The following is a 19,651-nucleotide window of genomic DNA, read 5'->3' as shown; positions in this document are numbered from 1 at the left end:
GCCATGGCGCAAGACGGCAAATCCCGAATCCGCCTGACCCAGGACCAGCTCGACCGCGTGTGCGAGCGCCATGTCCGATTCGCCGAGGGACGGCCGAACGGTGCCCGCGCCAACCTGCCCTTCTTCGACCTGTCGGGCCTGTCGCTGGCCGGCCGCAACCTGACCGGCGCGCATCTGGCCGGCGCCATCCTGCGCGATGCCGACCTGCGCGGCACCATCCTCGACCATGCCGACCTCTATGGCGCCGACCTGCGCGGGGCCGACCTGTCGGAGGCGCGGCTGTTCCGCACCGACATGCGCGGCGCCAACGTGCGCGGCGCCCGGCTGGACGGCGCCACCATGGTCGAGGTCGACCTGCGCGACGGCAGCATGGTCAACCGCAACAGCGCCGGCGAGCTGAAGGTGGTGGGCTTCGACCCCGGCCCGGCCGACATGGCGTCCGCCCGGCTGACCAACGCCGACATGGCGCGGGCCAAGCTGTCGGGCAGCTTCGCGCGGGCGGCCGACTTCACCAACACCCGGCTGGCCGGCGCCCGGCTGGACCGCACCGACCTGCGCGACGCCAACTTCTCCGGCGCCGACCTGCGCGGGGCGGACCTCAACGGCTCCGACCTGCGCGGCGCCATCCTGGACGGGGCCAGCCTGGACGCGGCCGGGCTCGATCGGGCGATCCGCACCGACGAGCAGGCCAAGGCCGCCCGGCAGGCGCCGCCGCAGGCACCGGCACCCGAACCGGAGCCGGTGGAGACCGCCGCGGCGGCCGAACTGCCGGCTCTGCCGGCCGAGCAGCTGGACGGCATGCTGCGCCAGCACATGATCTGGCTGGGCACCAGCGGCAAGCAGGGATGCCAGCTCGACCTGACGGGGCTGAACCTGGAGGGGGCCGATCTGGCGGGCAAGATCCTGACGCTGGCCAAGGGCACCGGCGCCCGGCTGCGCCATGCCCGGCTGAACGGCGCCCAGCTGCAGGCCGCCCAGTTCGACGGCGCCGATCTGCGCTCCGCCGACCTGCGCTCCGCCGACCTGCGCGGGGTGAAGCTGGACCGCGCCATCCTGATCGACAGCCGGCTGGACGGCGCCAACCTGGGCATGCTGCTGGTCAGCGCCGGGGCCAAGGTGATGCGGGCCTCGCTGGTGCGGGCGCGGTTGGCCGGCGCCTCGCTGGCCCAGACCAACCTGAAGGGCAGCGACCTGACGCTGGCCGACCTGACCGGCTGCGACCGCTCCTCGGCGGTGCTGGAGGGCGCCATCCTGGAGGGGACGCGGCTGGGCGGAGCCTGATCCCTTCGGCGGAGCGTTCCGACTGGCGGGATTTCTTTCGCGAAGCCGTTGATTGCTTTCAAATTTCCGTCACGATCCGTGCCGGAGATTGCCGCCGCTGCCGCGGACGGCACTGTCCGCAAGAGCCGATTTCTTCCCTGACCGGGCGGATGGAGGACTGAAAAAGGGTTGTACCGTAACGGTTTAGCGCCACGGGTGGGGCTTGACGCCTTGGCGGGCCGGTGGCACGCTGATGCTCAAGCGCGGCGCATCGCGACCATAAGCGCCCGCACCGAATGGGGGAACGTCATCGGTCATGACCAAGTCGGAACTGATCCAACGGCTGGCGGAGCGCAATCCGCACCTGTACCAGCGCGACATCGAGAAGATCGTCGGCACCATCTTCGATGAGATCACGGAAGCGCTGGCGCGCGGCGACCGGGTGGAACTGCGCGGCTTCGGCGCCTTCTCCATCAAGAAGCGGGACGCGCGCACGGGTCGCAACCCCCGGACCGGAGAATCGGTTGACGTCGGCGAGAAATGCATTCCTTTCTTCAAGACCGGCAAGCAGCTCCGGGAACGTCTGAACACGGACTGAGCGCCGGGCCGGCCGTCTCTCCCCGCCGCATTTCTGAGGAACCATCGCTTTGCGCCATATCTCCTGGATCGTCACCCTGCCGGTGGCCCTTGTCGCGATCCTGTTCGCGATCTCCAACCGCGGCATCGTGACCCTGTCGCTGTGGCCTCTGCCCTTCACGCTCGACACCCCGGTCTATCTGGCCGCGCTGGTGGCGCTGCTGCTGGGCTTCCTGGCCGGCGGCTTCATCGTCTGGAACAGCCAGCGCCGCCACCGCCGCCGCGCCCGGCGCGAGAGCAACCGCGTGCTGTATCTGGAACGCGAACTGAAGGAGGCGCAGGCCCGCGCCGCCGCCGCCGAGAAGCGGCTGGCCGAGAGCACCCGTCCGCTCTCCGGCCCGCTGCCGGGCTCCAGCGGCGGGCTGCCGGTCCCGGCCGCCGAGACCAGCGCGCCGACGGTGCATTGAGTCCGGCGGGTCCGGCGTAACCGGACGTCGTTTTCCCCTCTTCCGGTCCGTCCTCATACGAAGGGGCGGGGGAGGGTGCCGGTCGGCGGGAGGAGGTCCCATGCGCACGGTCAGCGCCGCCGAGCTTCGGTCCGTCCTGCACCACCGCATGCTGATCGAACGGCTGCGGCAGAGTTTCCGCGCCGGCGTGGAGGCTCCGCCGGCGCATCGCCACCGGGTGGAGACCTACGGGTCCAGCGACGCCACCCTGCTGCTGGCGCCGGCCTGGCAGGTGAACCAGTCGGTCGGCTTGCGGATCGACACCGTCTTTCCCGACAATGCCGGCGGAGACCTGCCGACCACCCAGGGCGTCTATCTGCTGGCCGACGGCAAGACCGGGGTGCCGCAGGCTCTGCTGGACTCCTCCGCGGCGCTTGGCCGGCGCAGCGGTGCCGCGGCCTCGGCGCTCGCCGCCTCCTATCTGGCGCGGCCGGATGCGGAACGCCTGCTGGTGGTCGGCACCGGCCCCCTCGCGCTCGAGTTGGTGGAGGCCCACACCGCCGTGCGGACGATCCGCCATGTGCTGGTCTGGGGCCGCGACCTGCAGAAGGCCAAGCGCCTCGCCGCCCGCTTCCACCGGCCGAAGTTCCGGATCGAGGCGACCGGCGACCTGGAGGGGGCGGTCCGCGGCGCAGACATCGTCGCCTGCGCCACCACGGCGCGCGAGCCGCTGATCCACGGCGACTGGCTGCGGCCGGGCCAGCATCTGGACCTGCTGGGCGGGGTGACGCCGGAGATGCGCGAGGCCGACGACGGCTGCATCCGCCGTGCCCGCGTGTTCGTCGATTGCCGCGACCGCACACCGGTGGAGGCCGGCGACATCGCCCAGCCGGTGGCCTCCGGCCTGCTGACCGCGGACGACATCGCCGGCGACCTGTTCGACCTCAGCCGCGGCGAGCGGGCGGGACGGCGCTTCTACGACCAGATCACCCTGTTCAAGTCCGTGGGCACGGCGCTGGCCGACCTCTGCGCCGCCCAGATGGCGGTGGAGATGGTTCTGCACAACGACTCCATCCGTTAGGGGCCGCCGGGCCTTCTGGACAGGATTGCCCGGCGTCGTGACCTGCGTCTCCGAAAGACAGGGTTACCGGCGGTCCGTCCTGCGCTACTATTCCGCGATTCTTGCCGCTTGTCCGCCATCCGGCGCGGCGGTCCGCAGCTGCGGAAAAGGAACGGCCGCTAGCATGGTTCCGCCTGCCAAGTCATCTGACGAGCCCGCCGGGAGCCCGGCTCCGGCCGCGGACATCGTCCATCCATTCCGCAAGCCGCGGCTGGAGGCGGCCATCGGCTGGCTGGCGGCCTGCGGCTTCCTGTTCCTTGCGATGGTCACCGTGGTGGTCGGGGTGCAATCGCGCGAGCGGGCGCTGAACGGTGCGCAGGAGCGCGCCCAGGCCGCCGTCCGGGTGCTGGCGGAACATGCGGCCCGTCTGTTCGACGCCGCCGACCTTCTGGTGGAATATGCCGCCCAGGAAACCGCCGGGCGCCCGTGGGACGAGATCGCCCGGTCGCGTGCCCTGTGGGACAAGCTGAACGGCCAGCGCGCCCGGCTGCCTTTCCTGGATGCGATCTGGCTGAACGACGGGGCGGGGCTGCTGCGGCTGACGACGCTGGCCTTTCCGGCGCCCTTCTCGGATGCGTCCGACCGCGATGTCTTCCTGTTCCACAGCCGGGCGACCGGAGCGGGCGATGCGCTGGACCAGCCCCATATCGGGCCGCGCATCATCGGCCGGGTGACCAACAAGGCGACCTTCCTGCTCAGCCGCCGGCTGTCGGAACCGGACGGCCGTTTCCGCGGCATGGCCTCGGTCACCATCGATCCCTCCTATCTGTCGGGCTTCTACAAGGAGTTGGACGTTCCCCATCGGCCGGTGACCATCCTGGCGCGGTCCGGCGATCTCGACGTGCTGGTGCGCGAGCCCGACACTGCCGCCGATCCGGCGCCGCTGTCGGTCCTGACCCGCCGTGCGATCCAGGCGCAGCCGGAGGGCGGGGCGGCGCGGGACGACACGGCCATCGTCGCCCATCGCCGGGTCGACAGCTGGCCGGTGCATGTGGTCGTCCGGCTTGATACGGCTCCGGTCCTGGCATCGTGGCACCGGCTGATCGCGCCCTATGCCGGGCTGGGTGCGGCGGCGGCGCTGGCGCTGGCGGCGCTGTCGGTCTTCGGCTTCCGGCAGGCCGGCGCCGCCCGGCAGGTGCAGCGCGAGCTGGAGCGCCGGGTGGTCGAGCGGACCGCGTCGCTCCAGCGCACCATCGGCGAGCGCGACGCGGCGCTGGCGCAGAAGGACCTGCTGATGCGCGAGGTCAACCACCGTATCAAGAACAGCCTGCAGGTGGTGTCCAGCCTGCTGGCCCTGCAGGGGCAGGCGGTGGACGACCCGCGCTTGAGCGACCATCTGCTGGAGGCGGGGCGGCGCGTTCAGGCCATCGCCGACATCCATCGGTTGCTCTACCGCGTCGACGACGTCCATTTCATCCCCTTCCACGACTATCTGACCGAGCTGTGCCGGGAGCTGGAGCGTTCGGCCCGGTCCGAAGGCGGCGACTGGCGGCTGGAACTGGCGGTGGAGCCGGCGGAGGTGCCGACCGATCATGCCGTGCCGCTGGGCCTGCTCGCCAACGAGCTGGTGATGAACGCCATCAAGCATGCCTATCGGCCGCTCGCCACCCCGGTATCCGCCGAGGCGGGCGACGGTGATGGCAACGGTAATGACCGGCCGGGCGGAAGCGGCCGTGACGGCGCCAATGTCATTTCCGTAGGCCTGCGGCCGGACGGCGACGCGCTGCACCTGATCGTCGGCGACCGCGGCGTCGGGTTGCCGCCCGACTTCGACTGGCGCCGCAGCCGCAGCCTGGGCATGCGCCTGATCCACACCCTGTCCAAGCAATTGGGCGCCACCCTGACGGTCGAGAACACCAGCCCCGGTGTGCGGTTCACCATCCGCCTGCCGCACCGGCCCGTCCAATCGGGCTCCATATCGTGAAGACCGCCACACGTCATACGGGAGTATGACCGTAAGGGTCGATTGCATTTCGCTTGCGTCACCCCGGTTATCGTCGGAGGATCATCGCTTAGGTGCCGGTGACGGAAGGTGTTTCGTGCAGCCCGTGTTTGCGCTAACGCGTCAGGCGGCGGCCCGGATCGGACCCTGCCGTCGCAACCGGCCCCAAACAGCTTCCACCGAACGGCTTCCACCGAAACGGCACTCCATGGACGATTGACCGTGACCGTCTCTGCCTCTCCCCCCATGGATGCGGGGCCCGGTCTGCGGGCGCCGGCCAACCGGCTGTTGCTGGGCGCCGGCTTCATGCTGCTGTCGGCGCTGCTGTTCGGGATCGGCAATTCGGCGGTTCGCTGGGCGTCCACCGTCATGGACCCGCTGGAGGTCGTGTTCTTCCGCAACCTGTTCAGCCTGCTGTGGATGCTGCCCTGGGCGCTGACGGCGGGGGTGCCGGCCTGCCGGTCGGTGCTGGCGGAACGGCGGCTGCTGCCCTATGTGACGCGGGCGCTGACCAGCTTGTGCGCGATGGCCGGCTGGTTCTACGCCATCGCCCATATCCCGTTGCCGACGGCGACCTCGGTCAGCTTCGCCATTCCGCTGTTCGTCACGGCGGGGGCGGCACTGATCCTGGGCGAGCGGGTGCGGTTGCGGCGCTGGGCGGCTGTGTGTGCGGGCTTCGTCGGTGTGGTGATCGTGCTGCGGCCGGGCGCTACGCCGGTCGATCTGGCTTTCCTGGCGCTGTTCGTCCATTGCGTCGCCGCGGCGGCCACCGTGCTGCAGATGCGGATGCTCAGCCGCAGGGACAGCGCCTTGGTCATCGTCACCTTCCTTGGCCTGCTGGTCACTCCGATGGCACTGGTGCCGGCGCTGTTCGTCTGGACTTGGCCGAGCTGGAGCGTGCTGGGTGCGCTGGCGCTTCTGGGCGGGGTGTTGACCCTGGGCCAGCTGGCGATGACCAAGGCGCTGTCTCTGGCCGAGTCCTCGGCGATGATGCCCTACGATTACGCCCGGCTGCCCTTCACCGCGTTCGTGGCGTGGCTCGCCTTCGGCCAGACGATGGATGTTTGGGGGTGGGTGGGCGCGCTGGTGATCGCCGGGTCGGCGCTCTACACCATGCACCGCGACGCGGCGGACGGGCGCAAGGCGGCAAGCGAGGCGGCCGGTTAGCCGGCCCGGCCGGCCTCTTCGGCCGCCTCGGCGCGCAGCGTCTCCTTTGCGCGCGTCCAGTGTGCAGGGGTCAGGTTGGCACGCACCGTCTGGATGGCGGCGGCCAGTACCGCTGCATCGTCGGTGAAGCCGGCGATCAGCAGCCAATCGGGCAGGGCGTCCACCGGCAGCACGAAATAGGCCAGCGCTCCCAGCAGGATCCCCTTCGCCCGGTAGGGCGTCGCCGGATCGGTCGCGCAGAAATAGGCGGCCAGCAGCTCTTCCAGGAAAGGAATGCGGTGCAGGTTGGCGCGCAGCTTCGGCCAGAAGCGGCCGCGGACCAGCCGCTCGTCCTGCTCGACCCGCTCGGGATCGGGGATCGCCAGCTCGGTGCCGGTGGGAACGGATGCTGTCATGGACGCTGAAACCCTCCGGGATCTGGACCCTTCTTGAGAAATCCGCCAGCGTCATGGCCGGCGCGGATCGCCACGCTGATGCACCCCGACCATACGGTGTGGTATGGTGGAGCGGCCATCTGGTAGACAATGCCATTCGGCAAACAACAAGTGCGATCGCAGCCTGTTGGACACAAGGCCGGCGCCCCGCAAGGACCGGCCGCAATTAAGGAGGAGATGCCATGAACATCCAGGGTCTGTCCGCCATCGTCACCGGCGGCGCCTCGGGCATGGGGGCGGCGACGGCGCGTCATCTGGCCGGGCTCGGCGCCAAGGTGACCGTGCTGGACGTCAACGAGGACGCGGTGCTGAAGACCGCGCACGAGATCGGCGGGCTGGGCCTGGTCTGCGACGTCACCGACGGCGCGTCGGCCGAGCGGGCGCTCGATCAGGCGCGCTCCGCCCATGGGCCGGCCCGCATCGCGGTGAATTGCGCCGGCATCGCCCCGGCCCAGCGCATCGTCGGCCGCGACGGCCCGATGCCGCTGGAGAGTTTCCGCACGGTGATCGAGGTGAACCTGATCGGCAGCTTCAACATCCTGCGGCTGGCGGCGGCCGACATGGCGAAGCTGGAGCCGCTGGAGAGCGGCGAGCGCGGCGTGATCGTCAACACCGCCTCCGTCGCCGCCTATGAGGGGCAGATCGGGCAGGCGGCCTATGCCGCGTCGAAGGGCGGCATCGTCGCCCTGACCATCTGCGCGGCGCGCGACCTCGCCCGCAACGGCATCCGCGTGATGACGGTGGCCCCCGGCCTGATCGGCACGCCGATGTTGCTGAACATGCCGCAGGAGGTGCAGGACAGCCTCGCGGCCACCGTCCCCTTCCCCAAGCGCTTCGGCAAGCCGGAGGAATATGCCCGTCTCGTCCAGCACATCCTGGAGAACGAGATGCTGAACGGCGACGTCATCCGCCTGGACGGCGCCATCCGCATGGCACCGCAGTAAGGACCGGAGGCGCAGTCCAAGGAGCGGTCCCGCATCGGGGCCGTTCCTTTGCTTTTTGAAAGCTCAGCTTTCGCGCCTTTTGAAAGCTCAGCTTTCGGCCATGGCGGCTTCGTCCGCCCGCTCCGCTTCGCCCAGCAGGTCGATCAGCAGGGTCGTGCAGTGCTGGAGCCGCTGGTCGGCGGTCGCGGTCGCCATGTCGCGGCCGGTCTGCTCCTGCCAATCCTGCAGCATCAGCGCCAGATGTTTCCGGACGTGGTCTTCCCGATCCAGTCGCCGCGTCGCCATGTCGCCTCCCGTCTCCGCTCCGGTCGAACCTGCCGTCGATCCATTCGGTGCCCGCCGGCGTCGGCGGGGCACCCTTCGTGTAATCTCAAATTAGGTAGCCGTCGCCTCGATCAACAGTCGGAGCCCAAGATGGTCACAGCCGGACCGGCATCGTCCGCGCGAGGGGCCGGCGTGCAATCCGCCTATGAATTGTTGGAAAGCTGGGGCTGCCAAGCCCATGTCAGCGCCATCATCGAGGAGGCAACCATGAGCACCACAAGCAACGGCGTCAGCAGGACGGGATTGCCGACCCGCCGCTTCGGCACCACCGACATGGCGATCACCCGCGTCGGCTTTGGCGCCTGGGCGATCGGCGGGCCGGATTGGGCCGCCGGCTGGGGCGCGCAGGACGACAGCCAGTCGGTCACCGCCATCCGCCATGCAGTGGAGCGCGGCATCAACTGGATCGATACCGCCGCCGTCTATGGCCTTGGCCATTCCGAGGAGATCGTGCGCCGCGCCCTGGCCGACATCCCGGAAGCCGAGCGGCCCTATGTCTTCACCAAATGCGGTCTGGTGTGGGACGAGGCCGACCGCAAGGCGATGCCCCGCCGGATCGGCAAGCCCGACAGCATCCGCCGCGAACTGGAAGCGTCGCTGAAGCGGCTGGGCGTCGAGCGCATCGACCTCTACCAGATGCACTGGCCGGCCGAACATGAGGCGGTCGAGGAGTATTGGCAGACCCTGCTGGACCTGAAGGCGGAAGGCAAGGTCCGCGCCGTCGGCCTGTCCAACCACACCGCCGCCCAGCTGGAGGCGGCGGAGCGGCTGGGCCATGTCGACACGCTGCAGCCGCCCTTCTCGGCGATCCGGCGCGACGTCGCCGCGTCGGAACTGCCCTGGTGCCTGTCGCACCGGACCGGCGTCATCGTCTACAGCCCGATGCAGGCCGGCCTGCTGACCGGGCGTTTCACCGTGGAGCGGGCGAAGGCCCTGCCGGCCGACGACTGGCGGTCCAGCAACGCCAACTTCACCGGAGAGGCGTTGGAGCGCAATCTGGCGCTGGCCCAGTCCTTCGGCCCGATCGCCGAGCGGCATGGCACCACCATCGCGGCGGTCGCGGTGGCCTGGGTGCTGTCCTGGCCGGCGATCACCGGGGCCATTGTCGGCGCCCGCACGCCGGCCCAGGTTGATGGCTGGCTGGACGCCGCCACCCTGACCCTGACGCCGGAGGATCTCGACGAGATCGCCGACTCCATCGGCCGGACCGGGGCGGGCAGCGGCCCGTCGCATCCCAACCGCGCCTGATTACGACAGGTTCGACCATAAGAGGAAAGGCAACCGCTTCATGACCGATGCAACGGTGCGTGCCAAACTGCTGGGCCTTCCCGGCAGCCTGCGCAGCAATTCCAACTCGCTGGCCGTTCTGCGCGGGCTGCAGGACGCCCTGCCGGCCGGCGTCAGCATGGACATCCGCGACCTGCGCCTGCCGCTCTACGACCAGGACATCGACACCCCCGATGCCCCGGCGGAGGTCCAGGCCTTCCGTCAGGCCATCGCCGAGGCCGACGGCGTGGTCATCGTCACGCCGGAGTATAATTACGGCATGCCGGGCGTGCTGAAGAACGCGCTCGACTGGGCATCGCGCCCCTACGGCAAGTCGGCGCTGATCGGCAAGCCGGTGCTGGTCATCAGCAACTCCCCCGCCTTCACCGGCGGCGTGCGCGCGCATCAGCAGGTGAACGACACGCTGCTGGCGATCCCGGCCAAGCTGATCGGCGGCGCCCAGGTGGTCATCGGCACCGTCGGCGAGAAGATCAGGGACGGCAAGCTGGCCGACGAGGCGGTGCTGAAGTTCGCGCTGGGCGCCATCGACAAGGTGGTTGCGGCGGCGGGGAAGTGACGGAGCCGGGGGCAACCTGCTGCAGGATTGCCCCCTTTCATCACCGTAAGCTGGAGTTTTTCCAATTCGACCGTCATTCCCGCGAAGGCGGGAATCCATCCGTTTCAGCCGCTTGGATGCGGAGTTTCCTGGATCCCCGCCTTCGCGGGGATGACGCAAAGTTGCTTTGGTTCCAGAGACTTGATGTCGCTCCAAGATCTGTGCATCCCGTAGCGCCTTCGTGGGGATGGCAGGCGATGAGGTGGGCGCGGATCACGTCTTCGAAACACAGAGCCTCATACGCCGTTGCATTCCCCTGAAAGGAATGTAAGTATTTCTTTCAGGAGAAGGAGGCTTGCCATGACCTCGCAAGTTCAGGCGACCAGGGCTCCCGCGGCGGCGTCCGTCGTCACCAAGGCGGTGCTGCGGGCGGCGGAGCAGTTGCGCGTTTCCAACAGCGTGCTTGGCAAGGTCATCGGCGTATCCGAACCGACCCTGTCGCGCATGCGGACCAAGGATTTGCCCTTGTCCGAGCGCAGCAAGGAATTCGAACTGGCGCTTCTGTTCATCCGGCTCTACCGCTCGCTCGACAGCATCGTCGGCGGCGAGGCGGAGGTCGCTGCGGCGTGGCTGCGCAACGACAACCGGGCGCTGGGCGGCAAACCGCTGGAGCAGATCCAGACCATCCCCGGACTGATGAATGTCATCGCGTATCTGGACAGCCGACGCGCTGTCGTCTGAGCGGCGTCCGCTGGCCGGCGAGGCGTGGCGGCTGGTCGAGGCGCAGCACAGGGTCTCCACCCTCAAGCTGGTCGACGACTGGGAGGAGCAGGGGCTTCTGGAAGAGTTGCTGGAGCAGACCAAGCCGCCGGTGCCCGCCGGTTGCCGGGGGCTGCATTTCCTGCTGTCGTCGCCGTTCCGCTACGATGCCGAATATCCGGTCGGATCGCGCTTCCGCCGGGCCGGGCGGACGCCCGGCGTGTTCTATGCCGCGGAGGCGGTGGCGAGCGCGGTGGCCGAACTGGCCTTCTACCGGCTGCTGTTCTTCGCCGACTCTCCCGATACGCCGTTGCCGGCCAATCCGGGCGAGTACACGGCCTTCTGCGTCCTCTATGGAACCGATGGCGGGCTGGACCTGACGGCGGAGCCGCTGAACGGGGACGGCGCCCGCTGGACCCACCCCACCGATTATGTCGCCTGTCAGGATCTGGCCGAGGCGGCGCGGTCGGCCGGAATTCAGGCCATCCGTTATCAGTCGATCCGCGATCCGCGGGGAGGCGCCAATCTGGCGCTGCTGGACTGTGCGGTGTTCCGCAAGCCGGAACCGACGGCTTGGCAGAGTTGGCGGCTGTTCCTGCGCCGCGACAGCGTGCAGGCCCTATGCGAATTTCCGCACCAGACCCTGCATTTCGAGAAATCCGGCTTCAACGACCCGCGCTTGTAAGCCGCGGGGTCGGTCATACCAAGATCAGGTGGATGCGGGAGAGCCGCCGGCCCTCCCGCAACTCCCATGACTTACCCGATCTTCTGCTTGGCCATCGAGCCCAGGCGCAGGCGGAGCGCGTTCAGCTTGATGAAGCCTTCGGCGTCCTTCTGGTTGTAGACGCTGTCCTGCTCGAAGGTCACATAATCCATGCGGTACAGCGAGTTGGGCGACTTGCGGCCGACGACCGTGACGTTGCCCTTGAACAGCTTCAGGCGGACCGTGCCGTTGACCAGCGACTGGGTCTGGTCGATCAGCGCCTGGATGGCCAGACGCTCCGGGCTCCACCAATAGCCGCAATAGATCAGCTCGGCGTAGCGCGGCATCAGCTCGTCCTTCAGGTGCGCGGCACCGCGGTCGAGGGTGATGCTCTCCATGGCGCGGTGCGCCACCAGCAGGATGCTGCCGCCCGGGGTCTCGTAGACGCCGCGCGACTTCATGCCGACATAGCGGTTCTCGACCAGATCGAGGCGGCCGATGCCGTTCTCGCCGCCCAGCCGGTTCAGCTCGGTCAGCAGGGCCGCCGGGGACAGCGCCTTGCCGTCGATGGCGACCGCGTCACCGTTCTTGAACTCGACCTCGATGTAGGTCGGGGTGTCCGGCGCCTTTTCCGGGGCGACGGAACGGGTATACATGTCCTCGTCCGGCTCGACCCACGGGTCCTCCAGCGCCTTGCCCTCGTAGGAGATGTGCAGGAGGTTGGCATCGGTGGAGTAGGGGGCCTCGCCGCGCTTGTCCTTCGCGATCGGAATCTGGTTCTTCTCGGCGTAGTCCAGCAGCGTGGTGCGGCTGTTCAGGGTCCACTCGCGCCACGGCGCGATGACCGTGATGTCCGGGCGCAGGGCGTAATAGCCCAGCTCGAAGCGGACCTGGTCGTTGCCCTTGCCGGTGGCGCCATGGGCGACGGCATCGGCGCCGACCATGTTGGCGATCTCGATCTGGCGCTTGGCGATCAGCGGCCGGGCGATCGAGGTGCCGAGCAGGTAGGTTCCCTCATAGAGCGTGTTGGCGCGGAACATCGGGAAGACGAAGTCCCGCACGAATTCCTCGCGCAGGTCGTCGATGAAGATGTTTTCCGGCTTGATGCCCAGAAGCTCGGCCTTCTTGCGGGCGGGCTCCAGCTCCTCGCCCTGGCCGAGGTCGGCGGTGAAGGTCACCACCTCGCAGGAGTAGGTCTCCTGCAGCCACTTCAGAATGACCGAGGTGTCGAGGCCGCCCGAATAGGCGAGCACCACTTTCTTGATCTGTTTGCCGGACGCGCCGCTCATGGGACTGCTCTTGCAGTAGAGAAAGGTAAGGCCGCGACCGTACGGCCTTTCCCGCCCGCCTTCAAGCCCCCGTACCCGCCCCGGCCCGTGCCGCCGCCCTTTCCCGCAGCGCCGACGCCGCGAACAGCAGGCAGGCGGCCGCCGCGAAGAAGGCCAGTCCATGCCGGGTCAGCTCCATCGCCGCCCCGGCCAGCACCGGCCCGGCCAGCGCGCCGACGCCCCACATCAGCCCCATGGCGGCATAGATGCCGACCAGCTCCGCCCCCTGGAAGCGGCTGCCGACGATGGCCAGCATGATGGTGTAGACGCCGACGAAGGCGCCGCCCCAGACGAACAGAAGGGCGTAGGTCGCGATCTCGCTGCGCAGCGCGAAGGGCCAGGCGAGCGCCCCCAGCGCGGCGCAGGCGGCAAGCGCGATCACCAGAGTCAGCCGGTCCATCTTGTCGCCCAGCCAGCCGATGGGCAGCTGCAGCAGGATGGCGCCGATCATCATGCAGGACATCAGGCTGGTGGCCCCGGTCTCCGACCAACCGAGCTTGGTGGCGTAGATCGCCAGGAAGGACAGGCCGGCGGTCTCGATGGCTGCGTTCAGCACGATGGCGCCGATGGCGACCGGAGCCAGCCGCATGAAATGCAGCGGCCCCTGGCGCGACGGCCGCTCGAACTCCGGCGCCCGGATGCGCGGGGAGGCGACCAGCAGCGCCGCCGCGGCGGCTACGCCGGCGCCGGCCAGATAGGGCAGCGCCCCGGTGGAGCCCAGCACCGACAGCATCAGCGGTCCCAGCGCGAAGCCCGACGACAGCGCCGCGGTGTAGACCGCCATGGCGCGGGCGCGGGTGGCCTCGCTGCTCAGGCTGTTGGTCCAGGTCTCCGACAGGACGAACAGGGTCTCCGACGCCGCGCCCAGCAGGATGCGCAGCGGGAACCACATCCAGACCGGGGTGGCGGGGAACAGGGCGAGCAGCAGCGCCGATCCCACCAGCGCCAGCATCACCAGCCGGCGGATACCCAGCCGGGCGACGATCCGCGGCAGCAGCACCGCCATCGCCAGAACGCCCAGCGCGTGCATCGCCGCGTTGGTCCCGATGGTCAGGTCGTCCAGGTTGCGGCGCGACAGGTCCAGCGCGATCAGGGCGGCGCTGAGGCTGTAGGTCAGGCCGAACATCATCGCGGTGGCGATGACGGCGGCGCGCGACAGAAGGCCGCCGTCATCCGGTCTCGGCTCCGATGTCATGCCTGCTCCTGTTCCAAAGGCGATCGGGTATCCGTCACGACGGCTGCGTATCCGGCCGGCCGTCCATACTGCCCTCCATGCCGCCTTGTGAAGGACGGGGGGTGCCGCGCAGCTGGCCGAGAAAGCCGCCGAGTCGGCGGTGCCAGGACCGGTCGGGGCGGTCGACGACGCGGGCCAGGGCCGCCGCGTAATCCAGTACGAACCCCGGCGTCCAACTCATCGCATCGGCACGGCTGCGGATCAGGGAGGCGACCCAGATATCGGGATCCATCAGCAGGCGCAGCAGACGCACCCAAGGGAAGCGGCTGGTCAAGGCGCCTTCCAGCGTTGCGTCCAGCGCCGCGGCGACGACGACCGAACAGTTCCGGTTTGAGAGATTGTAGGTGTTGTCCTGCCGGTATCCGGCCCAAAAGGCCCGCAGACGCCAGGGATCGTAGGTCCACAGCTCCACGGTCGCATCGGCGGGGCACCAGTCGGCGATCTCTTCCTCGTAGGACGGCAGGAAGCGGCCGGGAACGTCGTTCTCTGCTCCGCTGCGCAAGGCGGTGACGAAGCTGACGCCGGACTGGTCGATCTCGTTGGCCGGATAGTGGCTGATATACAGGTCGGGCGCCAATTCCAGGGCGGAGTGGCCGGTGGACACCACGCCGTTGCGGTCGATGGCGGCGACGTAGCGATCGATCACCAGCCGCCTGTCCAGCGGCGCGGTGGCTGAGCCGACCGGGGTCCACACCCGCACCACCAGCGGCCGGTCCTGCCGGCCTGCCGGCTCCGGACTGTCGCCCACCAGAACGGGGGCGTTGTCGTACCAGCCCCGGCCGGAAAAGATCGGCAGGTTGAGGATCGCCGCCTCGTCCTCCAGGTTGCGCAGCAACACCCCCAGGCGCAGCAGAAGCCAGCCCGACAGGGTGAGGAACAGCCCGATGCACAGCGGCATGTTGCGGTCCGACGGCAGCGGCCATTCCGTCAGCATCATCGCCGCCAGCGCCAGTTCCGCCACCCCGCACAGGACCAGGAACCGCCAGGACCGCACGCGGAACACCACCGCGGCACTGGCGCGGTTCGCCCCGTCGAGCGCCAGGACGGCGGCGAGGGGAAGCGCCAGGGCCCAGCCGCTCAGCAGCGGGGAGGCCAGCATCACCCCACCGGCCAGGATCGCCAGGATCGCGCGCGCCAGGGCGAAACGCCGGTCCGCTCCCGGCGCGGCGGACAGGGCCACCAGCAGGGTGACGAGGCCGGCGGCGGTGAAGGTCAGCCCCAGGGCGGCATAGATGGCTTGGGTCAGCCCGTCCGACATGCCCACCGCGAGCGCGAGGCCCACCGCCATCAACAGCAGGCCGAGCACGGCGACGACATGCCAGTGGGACCGGAAGGCGCGGGGACCGATCAGCAGAAACGCGAGTTTCAGCATTGCTTCGCCGGAATCGGGAGTGACACGGATTTGTGCATCCCCGACTGGTGATCCCGCAATCGGCCGCTGTCAACGATGGCGGCGGCGCAGGGCGTCAGTCCGTAAAGGCGATGTTTACCGGAGACTGCAAGCGGATCACTCGATCTTCTCGCCTGCGTAGGTGCCCCAGAAATCGGCGCGCCTCATCCAGCCGCGATAGCCTTTCAGTTCCACCTCGCACCAGTCGTCGCGGCACTTCTTCAGCGATCCGATGACGCCCGGCTCGGCCCGCGCCACCACCGCGCTGTCGCCGCGCGGCGCCTCGTGCACGCTGCGGGTCTGGCCGACGATCAGGACGCCGCGGCGGCCGGACAGTGCGCTCTGGTGAACCCAGCCTTCCGCCCCCTCCCAGTCGCGGATGCGGCGCCAGGTGTCGAATTCCTGGACGATCTCCACCGGCATGTCCTTGCGGCGGAACACCCATTCGATGGGGTAGCTGCCGTTGGGGCCGGAGCGCAGGTTCACCTCGCCGACGCGCACGGTGACGAAGCGGGGGATCGGCAGGCCCGACGCATGGGTGGGGTCCTTACGGTTCTCCGTGCCTTTCTCCGCGGCCCAGGCCGTGCCGCCAAGGGCCATTCCGCCAAGGGCCGTGCTGCCGCAGGCCGCGCCCAGCCCCAGCATCAGGGCCAGCATGGCGAGGACGGAGCGGCGGACGAGCATGGCGGCACCGGTGTTGGCGAAGGGGGCGGCGAAATCGGGCCGCACTATAGAGACCACCCGTTCGATAGGGCAAGCGCCGCCATCCCCAATCGGAGGCTGCGGTCGGCCCGCCGGACGTCCTGCCGCGGGACGGGCATTCGCGACGGACTTCTGGACAGTCCAACGGCCAGTTGGTATGGCAACCGTGGACCGGAACAGCCACGCAGGACCATCGGATGCGGGCAGGCCGGGGCAAGGGAGGACCAGCACCGATGACCGACAAGAAGAAGCCGCTCGTTGTCGTCACCCGCAAGCTGCCGGACGTCATCGAGACGCGGATGATGGAGCTGTTCGACACCCGGCTCAATCCGGACGACGTTCCGCTGACCCCTGCCCAGATGCAGGAGGCGATGGCCGTCGCCGAGGTGCTGGTGCCCACCGTCACCGACCGCATCGACCGCGCGCTGATCGAGTCCGCCGGCCCGCAGCTGCGGCTGATCGCCTCCTTCGGCACCGGCGTCGACCACATCGACCTGAAGGCGGCGCGCGAGCGCGGCATCATCGTCACCAACACCCCCGGCGTCCTGACCGAGGACACCGCCGACATGACCATGGCGCTGCTGCTGGCCACCGCGCGGCGCGTGGCGGAAGGCGAGCGGCTGGTCCGCTCCGGCCAGTGGACCGGCTGGGGACCGACCACCATGCTGGGCCACCGCATCAGCGGCAAGCGGCTGGGCATCCTGGGCATGGGCCGCATCGGCTCGGCCCTGGCGCGCCGGGCGCGCGCCTTCGGCATGTCGATCCACTACCACAACCGCCGCCGCGTCCATCCCGAACTGGAGCAGGAGCTGGAGGCGACCTACTGGTCCAGCCTGGACCAGATGCTGGCGCGGATGGACATCGTGTCGATCAACTGCCCGCACACGCCGGCCACTTATCATCTGCTGTCGGAGCGCCGGCTGAAGCTGCTGCGGCCGCACTGCTACATCGTCAACACCTCGCGCGGCGAGGTGATCGACGAGGTGGCGCTGACCCGCATGCTGTCGAAGGGCGAGATCGCCGGCGCTGGCCTGGACGTGTTCGAGCATGAGCCGGCCGTCAACCCGAAGCTTCTGCGGCTGGACAATGTCGTCCTGCTGCCGCACATGGGCTCCGCCACCATCGAGGGCCGCATCGACATGGGCGAGAAGGTGGTGATCAACATCAAGACCTTCATCGACGGCCACACCCCGCCCGACCGCGTGCTGGAAGCGCTGCTGTAAGGGGAGGGAAGGGGCAAGCGGCGCTTTGTCGGCCGTCATTCCCCGCGACGGCGCAGGCGTGCCTGCAGCCGTCGCGCGGCGAAGGCTCCGTCAGGATGCGGAGGTTTCCAGCGCCGGCAGGTCCTGCAACTCCGCCTGCAGCCGGGCCTTTGCGGCGGCGGCCAGGGCCTCGTCGGCCTGGATGCGGCTCATGTCCTCCGGCGTGACGGCGCCGGCGGCGATCACCAGCTCGGCGAAGTCCGACAGATAGACGCTGCCCTTCACCGTGCGCTGGACCAGCACGTTGCGCTTGTCCTCCGCATCGCGCTTGCGCTTGACGAAACCCAGCACCGACAGCCGGTCGAGCGCGCGGGTCACGGCGGGCTTGGAAATGTTCAGCAGGGATGCGAGGCCGCGCACGGTGTGCGGCGGATCGGTCAGATAGACCTGGAGCAGGATCGCCAGCTGTCGCGCCGACAGGTCAGGCCCGTCCCGGCGGACGCTGGCGACCAGCGCCGTGCGCCACAACCCCAGCGCCTTCAGGTTCCGTGCCATGCCTCCCCCCGGAAAGCCGCGCCTGGCTCCGCAACCGGAGCACGCGCCGCGAAGTGTCGCCTACCCGAACGATGCAGGCAAGAGATTCGCGTTCACCGGACAGGAGAAGCGGCGCGGCCGGCAGCCTGCATCGCCTCTATTTGCCCTCGCGCTTCAACAGCAGCGGCTTCGCCGTGCCGGTGACCAGCAGGTTGCCGCCGGCCAGCGGGACGATGGTCAGGCTGAAGCCGGCCGACACGGGCGCGAGGCTGACCGCCTGCTTCGCCGCGTTGGGGGCGGCGACAACACCGGCCGCCTTGACCTCCTTCGGGTCGAAGGGGGCGTCCTCGCCCTGGCCGGCGACATCATAGCCGCCGCACTCGCTGCCGACGCAGATGCCGGTGGCGTCGATGCGGGCCTTGCCGGCGGGAGCGTTGAAGGGCGTGTCCTCCGCACCGCCGGTCCAGCTCCAGCTGCCGCGCAGCCAATCGGGAAGGCGGGTGTCCTTCTGGAGTTCCAGATTGTCGGCGATCAGCCCGATGCCGCCGCCCAAGCCCTGGGCGGCCACCGCCTCGGCGATGCGGCGGGCCTCGGCGGTGCCGATGGAATAGCGGCCGGCGATCTGCGGCGTCCAGGCCGCCACCGCCCCATCCACCGCGGCGCGGAGACGCTCGCCCCAGCCCGGCGCGATCCAGCGCGGGTTGCTCCAGCCGGCGGCATCCTTGACCAGCGCCGCCAGTTCCGGCGCGTCGGCGAGGAACAGGCGCGGGTCGACCGCCGACTTCATGCGGTCGATCGCCATCTGGCGGTAGGTGGCGAAGCGGATGGTGCCGGTGCGGTTGGACGCGGCCTCCAGCATCGGGGCCAGCAGGTCGTCCACCGCCGTCCAGGCGGGGGAGGCGAGCAGGGCGTTGTCGTCCGGGCAGGCGGGATGGGCGCCGAAATTGTCGCGGTTGCTGCCATAGAGCGGCTCCATCGCCTTCCAGGCCGCCGCGCCGCGCCGCTCCATCACCGAACAGGGCCACGCCATCTCGACATCGTCGCTGACCACGCGCAAGGCGGTGAGGAAGCCCTCGTCGGTCGTCAGGTCGACGCCCGCCGCGGTTTCGCGCGCATAGGAATCCTCGATGCCCTCGACGGCCTCGCGCAGCAGGGCGTCGGCCTTGGCGCGGTCGGGGGAGGGGCCGAAGCGCAGCACATAGGCGGTCCACCCCTTGCCCAGCCCGCCGCGGATCTCGGCCAGCCGCTTCCCGGCGCCGGCCGGGTCGGCGGCGATCCCGTCGACGATGGCCGCCAGCGCGGTGACCGCCTTGGGCACCGACTCGGCCAACGCGGTGCGGCGGGCGTCGAGGACCGGACCGAGGCAAGCCGTAATGGACGAGCCCGCCGTGGCGCACTGGTTGCGCTGGGCCAGCCACGCCTTCTGCTCCGCCCGCAGCCGTTCGCGGTCGGCGGCGCCGGACAGGGCCTGAAGCGTCTTGTAGGCGTTGGCAATCTCGCTGTCGGCATCGGCCAGCTTGGGATCGGCGCAGATCGCCTTTTCCACCGGCGTGGAGGCTGCCTTGCAGTCGAAGGACGGCTGTGCCCCGGCCGTACCGGCCGCGACCATGACCGACAGGGCCAGCGCCGCGCCGGCAAGCGCCATCCGTCCGGGCGGCGGCAGCGTCAGGCGGATCGACGGTCCCGTAAGGTCCAGCTGGCCCATCATGTCTCCCTGGGATTGTGGCCCGGGGAAGATACGGAATCTGGCGTCCTTTGTCCCGT

20 protein-coding genes are annotated in these 19,651 nt (G+C 69.5%); 12 read left to right on the top strand and 8 right to left on the bottom strand.

All coding sequences use genetic code 11. The features are described from left to right. Positions 1-3: 3 nt before the first annotated feature. The 6 genes from AZOLI_RS12115 to AZOLI_RS12090 all read left to right on the top strand — a co-directional run bounded on the left by AZOLI_RS12115 (position 4) and on the right by AZOLI_RS12090 (position 6,511). Complete coding sequence (locus AZOLI_RS12115) at positions 4-1,281, top strand: pentapeptide repeat-containing protein (RefSeq protein ID WP_014248943.1); 1,278 nt, start codon at positions 4-6, stop codon at positions 1,279-1,281. Between the two features lie 295 nt (positions 1,282-1,576). After that, positions 1,577-1,858, top strand: coding sequence for an integration host factor subunit beta (gene ihfB, locus AZOLI_RS12110; RefSeq protein ID WP_012972825.1), 282 nt, complete (start codon positions 1,577-1,579; stop codon positions 1,856-1,858). Positions 1,859-1,907: 49 nt separating this feature from the next. Continuing rightward, positions 1,908-2,303 carry a lipopolysaccharide assembly protein LapA domain-containing protein gene (locus tag AZOLI_RS12105; RefSeq protein WP_014248942.1) on the top strand — a complete coding sequence of 132 codons (396 nt, stop codon included), beginning with the start codon at positions 1,908-1,910 and terminating at the stop codon, positions 2,301-2,303. A 100-nt stretch (positions 2,304-2,403) separates the two neighbouring features. Further along, positions 2,404-3,363 (top strand): ornithine cyclodeaminase family protein, encoded by a 960-nt coding sequence (locus AZOLI_RS12100; RefSeq protein ID WP_014248941.1) that lies wholly within the window; start codon positions 2,404-2,406, stop codon positions 3,361-3,363. Between the two features lie 163 nt (positions 3,364-3,526). Then, positions 3,527-5,326, top strand: coding sequence for a sensor histidine kinase (locus AZOLI_RS30365; protein WP_014248940.1), 1,800 nt, complete (start codon positions 3,527-3,529; stop codon positions 5,324-5,326). Positions 5,327-5,566: 240 nt separating this feature from the next. Then, positions 5,567-6,511 carry a DMT family transporter gene (locus AZOLI_RS12090; protein WP_244442480.1) on the top strand — a complete coding sequence of 315 codons (945 nt, stop codon included), beginning with the start codon at positions 5,567-5,569 and terminating at the stop codon, positions 6,509-6,511. Here AZOLI_RS12090 and AZOLI_RS12085 read toward each other — a convergent pair. Continuing rightward, entirely contained in the window at positions 6,508-6,906 is a 399-nt protein-coding gene (locus AZOLI_RS12085) for a YkvA family protein (protein ID WP_014248938.1), read from the bottom strand. The two genes, AZOLI_RS12090 and AZOLI_RS12085, sit on opposite strands and share 4 nt — an antisense overlap. 221 nt (positions 6,907-7,127) lie before the next feature. On the opposite strand from AZOLI_RS12085, the gene AZOLI_RS12080 reads away from it, so the two are divergent. Continuing rightward, positions 7,128-7,889, top strand: coding sequence for an SDR family NAD(P)-dependent oxidoreductase (locus AZOLI_RS12080; RefSeq protein WP_014248937.1), 762 nt, complete (start codon positions 7,128-7,130; stop codon positions 7,887-7,889). Positions 7,890-7,976: 87 nt separating this feature from the next. On the opposite strand, the gene AZOLI_RS12075 is transcribed toward AZOLI_RS12080, so the two are convergent. Beyond that, positions 7,977-8,174 carry a hypothetical protein gene (locus tag AZOLI_RS12075; protein ID WP_014248936.1) on the bottom strand — a complete coding sequence of 66 codons (198 nt, stop codon included), beginning with the start codon at positions 8,172-8,174 and terminating at the stop codon, positions 7,977-7,979. A gap of 246 nt (positions 8,175-8,420) precedes the next feature. Here AZOLI_RS12075 and AZOLI_RS12070 point away from each other — a divergent pair, with 246 nt between their 5' ends. The 4 genes from AZOLI_RS12070 (at position 8,421) to AZOLI_RS12055 (ending at position 11,479) form a co-directional block, all read left to right on the top strand. Next, entirely contained in the window at positions 8,421-9,461 is a 1,041-nt protein-coding gene (locus AZOLI_RS12070) for an aldo/keto reductase (protein WP_044550873.1), read from the top strand. Positions 9,462-9,501: 40 nt separating this feature from the next. Beyond that, the gene (locus AZOLI_RS12065) at positions 9,502-10,056 is read left to right on the top strand and encodes an NADPH-dependent FMN reductase (RefSeq protein WP_014248934.1); all 555 of its coding nucleotides are present in this window, start codon (positions 9,502-9,504) and stop codon (positions 10,054-10,056) included. A 339-nt stretch (positions 10,057-10,395) separates the two neighbouring features. Further along, entirely contained in the window at positions 10,396-10,776 is a 381-nt protein-coding gene (locus tag AZOLI_RS12060) for an antitoxin Xre/MbcA/ParS toxin-binding domain-containing protein (RefSeq protein ID WP_014248932.1), read from the top strand. After that, positions 10,736-11,479 carry an RES family NAD+ phosphorylase gene (locus AZOLI_RS12055; RefSeq protein WP_014248931.1) on the top strand — a complete coding sequence of 248 codons (744 nt, stop codon included), beginning with the start codon at positions 10,736-10,738 and terminating at the stop codon, positions 11,477-11,479. The genes AZOLI_RS12060 and AZOLI_RS12055 overlap by 41 nt, the downstream gene beginning before the upstream one ends. 71 nt (positions 11,480-11,550) lie before the next feature. Here the strand turns inward: AZOLI_RS12055 and AZOLI_RS12050 are convergent, their stop codons facing one another. The 4 genes from AZOLI_RS12050 to AZOLI_RS12035 form a co-directional block, all read right to left on the bottom strand. Further along, entirely contained in the window at positions 11,551-12,786 is a 1,236-nt protein-coding gene (locus AZOLI_RS12050; protein WP_014248930.1) for an argininosuccinate synthase, read from the bottom strand. Between the two features lie 61 nt (positions 12,787-12,847). Further along, positions 12,848-14,020, bottom strand: coding sequence for an MFS transporter (locus AZOLI_RS12045; RefSeq protein WP_014248929.1), 1,173 nt, complete (start codon positions 14,018-14,020; stop codon positions 12,848-12,850). Positions 14,021-14,054: 34 nt separating this feature from the next. After that, positions 14,055-15,431 (bottom strand): HdeD family acid-resistance protein, encoded by a 1,377-nt coding sequence (locus tag AZOLI_RS12040; RefSeq protein ID WP_014248928.1) that lies wholly within the window; start codon positions 15,429-15,431, stop codon positions 14,055-14,057. Positions 15,432-15,566: 135 nt separating this feature from the next. Beyond that, positions 15,567-16,178, bottom strand: coding sequence for an SH3 domain-containing protein (locus tag AZOLI_RS12035; protein WP_014248927.1), 612 nt, complete (start codon positions 16,176-16,178; stop codon positions 15,567-15,569). Between the two features lie 206 nt (positions 16,179-16,384). Between AZOLI_RS12035 and AZOLI_RS12030 the strand changes: the two genes are divergently transcribed. Continuing rightward, complete coding sequence (locus tag AZOLI_RS12030; protein ID WP_014248926.1) at positions 16,385-17,374, top strand: 2-hydroxyacid dehydrogenase; 990 nt, start codon at positions 16,385-16,387, stop codon at positions 17,372-17,374. Between the two features lie 90 nt (positions 17,375-17,464). Here AZOLI_RS12030 and AZOLI_RS12025 read toward each other — a convergent pair whose 3' ends face one another. Both AZOLI_RS12025 and AZOLI_RS12020 read right to left on the bottom strand, forming a co-directional pair. Further along, positions 17,465-17,908 carry a MarR family transcriptional regulator gene (locus tag AZOLI_RS12025; protein ID WP_014248925.1) on the bottom strand — a complete coding sequence of 148 codons (444 nt, stop codon included), beginning with the start codon at positions 17,906-17,908 and terminating at the stop codon, positions 17,465-17,467. A 136-nt stretch (positions 17,909-18,044) separates the two neighbouring features. Beyond that, positions 18,045-19,595 carry a lysozyme inhibitor LprI family protein gene (locus tag AZOLI_RS12020; protein WP_244442479.1) on the bottom strand — a complete coding sequence of 517 codons (1,551 nt, stop codon included), beginning with the start codon at positions 19,593-19,595 and terminating at the stop codon, positions 18,045-18,047. Positions 19,596-19,651 lie beyond the last annotated feature (56 nt).

Origin of the sequence: Azospirillum lipoferum 4B, from assembly GCF_000283655.1 — a bacterium.
Classification (GTDB): Bacteria; Pseudomonadota; Alphaproteobacteria; order Azospirillales; family Azospirillaceae; genus Azospirillum; species Azospirillum lipoferum_C.
Note: the sequence above shows the minus strand (reverse complement) of the source record. Positions and strands in the feature narration are given on the sequence as shown.

Excerpts from the sequence above, each read along its gene's own strand:
- AZOLI_RS12115 (WP_014248943.1), top strand. The coding sequence starts at position 4 with ATGGCGCAAGACGGCAAATCCCGAATCCGCCTGACCCAGGACCAGCTC.
- ihfB (WP_012972825.1), top strand. The coding sequence starts at position 1,577 with ATGACCAAGTCGGAACTGATCCAACGGCTGGCGGAGCGCAATCCGCAC.
- AZOLI_RS12100 (WP_014248941.1), top strand. The coding sequence starts at position 2,404 with ATGCGCACGGTCAGCGCCGCCGAGCTTCGGTCCGTCCTGCACCACCGC.
- AZOLI_RS30365 (WP_014248940.1), top strand. The coding sequence starts at position 3,527 with ATGGTTCCGCCTGCCAAGTCATCTGACGAGCCCGCCGGGAGCCCGGCT.
- AZOLI_RS12085 (WP_014248938.1), bottom strand. The coding sequence starts at position 6,906 with ATGACAGCATCCGTTCCCACCGGCACCGAGCTGGCGATCCCCGATCCC.
- AZOLI_RS12080 (WP_014248937.1), top strand. The coding sequence starts at position 7,128 with ATGAACATCCAGGGTCTGTCCGCCATCGTCACCGGCGGCGCCTCGGGC.
- AZOLI_RS12075 (WP_014248936.1), bottom strand. The coding sequence starts at position 8,174 with ATGGCGACGCGGCGACTGGATCGGGAAGACCACGTCCGGAAACATCTG.
- AZOLI_RS12070 (WP_044550873.1), top strand. The coding sequence starts at position 8,421 with ATGAGCACCACAAGCAACGGCGTCAGCAGGACGGGATTGCCGACCCGC.
- AZOLI_RS12065 (WP_014248934.1), top strand. The coding sequence starts at position 9,502 with ATGACCGATGCAACGGTGCGTGCCAAACTGCTGGGCCTTCCCGGCAGC.
- AZOLI_RS12060 (WP_014248932.1), top strand. The coding sequence starts at position 10,396 with ATGACCTCGCAAGTTCAGGCGACCAGGGCTCCCGCGGCGGCGTCCGTC.
- AZOLI_RS12055 (WP_014248931.1), top strand. The coding sequence starts at position 10,736 with ATGTCATCGCGTATCTGGACAGCCGACGCGCTGTCGTCTGAGCGGCGT.
- AZOLI_RS12050 (WP_014248930.1), bottom strand. The coding sequence starts at position 12,786 with ATGAGCGGCGCGTCCGGCAAACAGATCAAGAAAGTGGTGCTCGCCTAT.
- AZOLI_RS12045 (WP_014248929.1), bottom strand. The coding sequence starts at position 14,020 with ATGACATCGGAGCCGAGACCGGATGACGGCGGCCTTCTGTCGCGCGCC.
- AZOLI_RS12040 (WP_014248928.1), bottom strand. The coding sequence starts at position 15,431 with ATGCTGAAACTCGCGTTTCTGCTGATCGGTCCCCGCGCCTTCCGGTCC.
- AZOLI_RS12030 (WP_014248926.1), top strand. The coding sequence starts at position 16,385 with ATGACCGACAAGAAGAAGCCGCTCGTTGTCGTCACCCGCAAGCTGCCG.
- AZOLI_RS12025 (WP_014248925.1), bottom strand. The coding sequence starts at position 17,908 with ATGGCACGGAACCTGAAGGCGCTGGGGTTGTGGCGCACGGCGCTGGTC.
- AZOLI_RS12020 (WP_244442479.1), bottom strand. The coding sequence starts at position 19,595 with ATGATGGGCCAGCTGGACCTTACGGGACCGTCGATCCGCCTGACGCTG.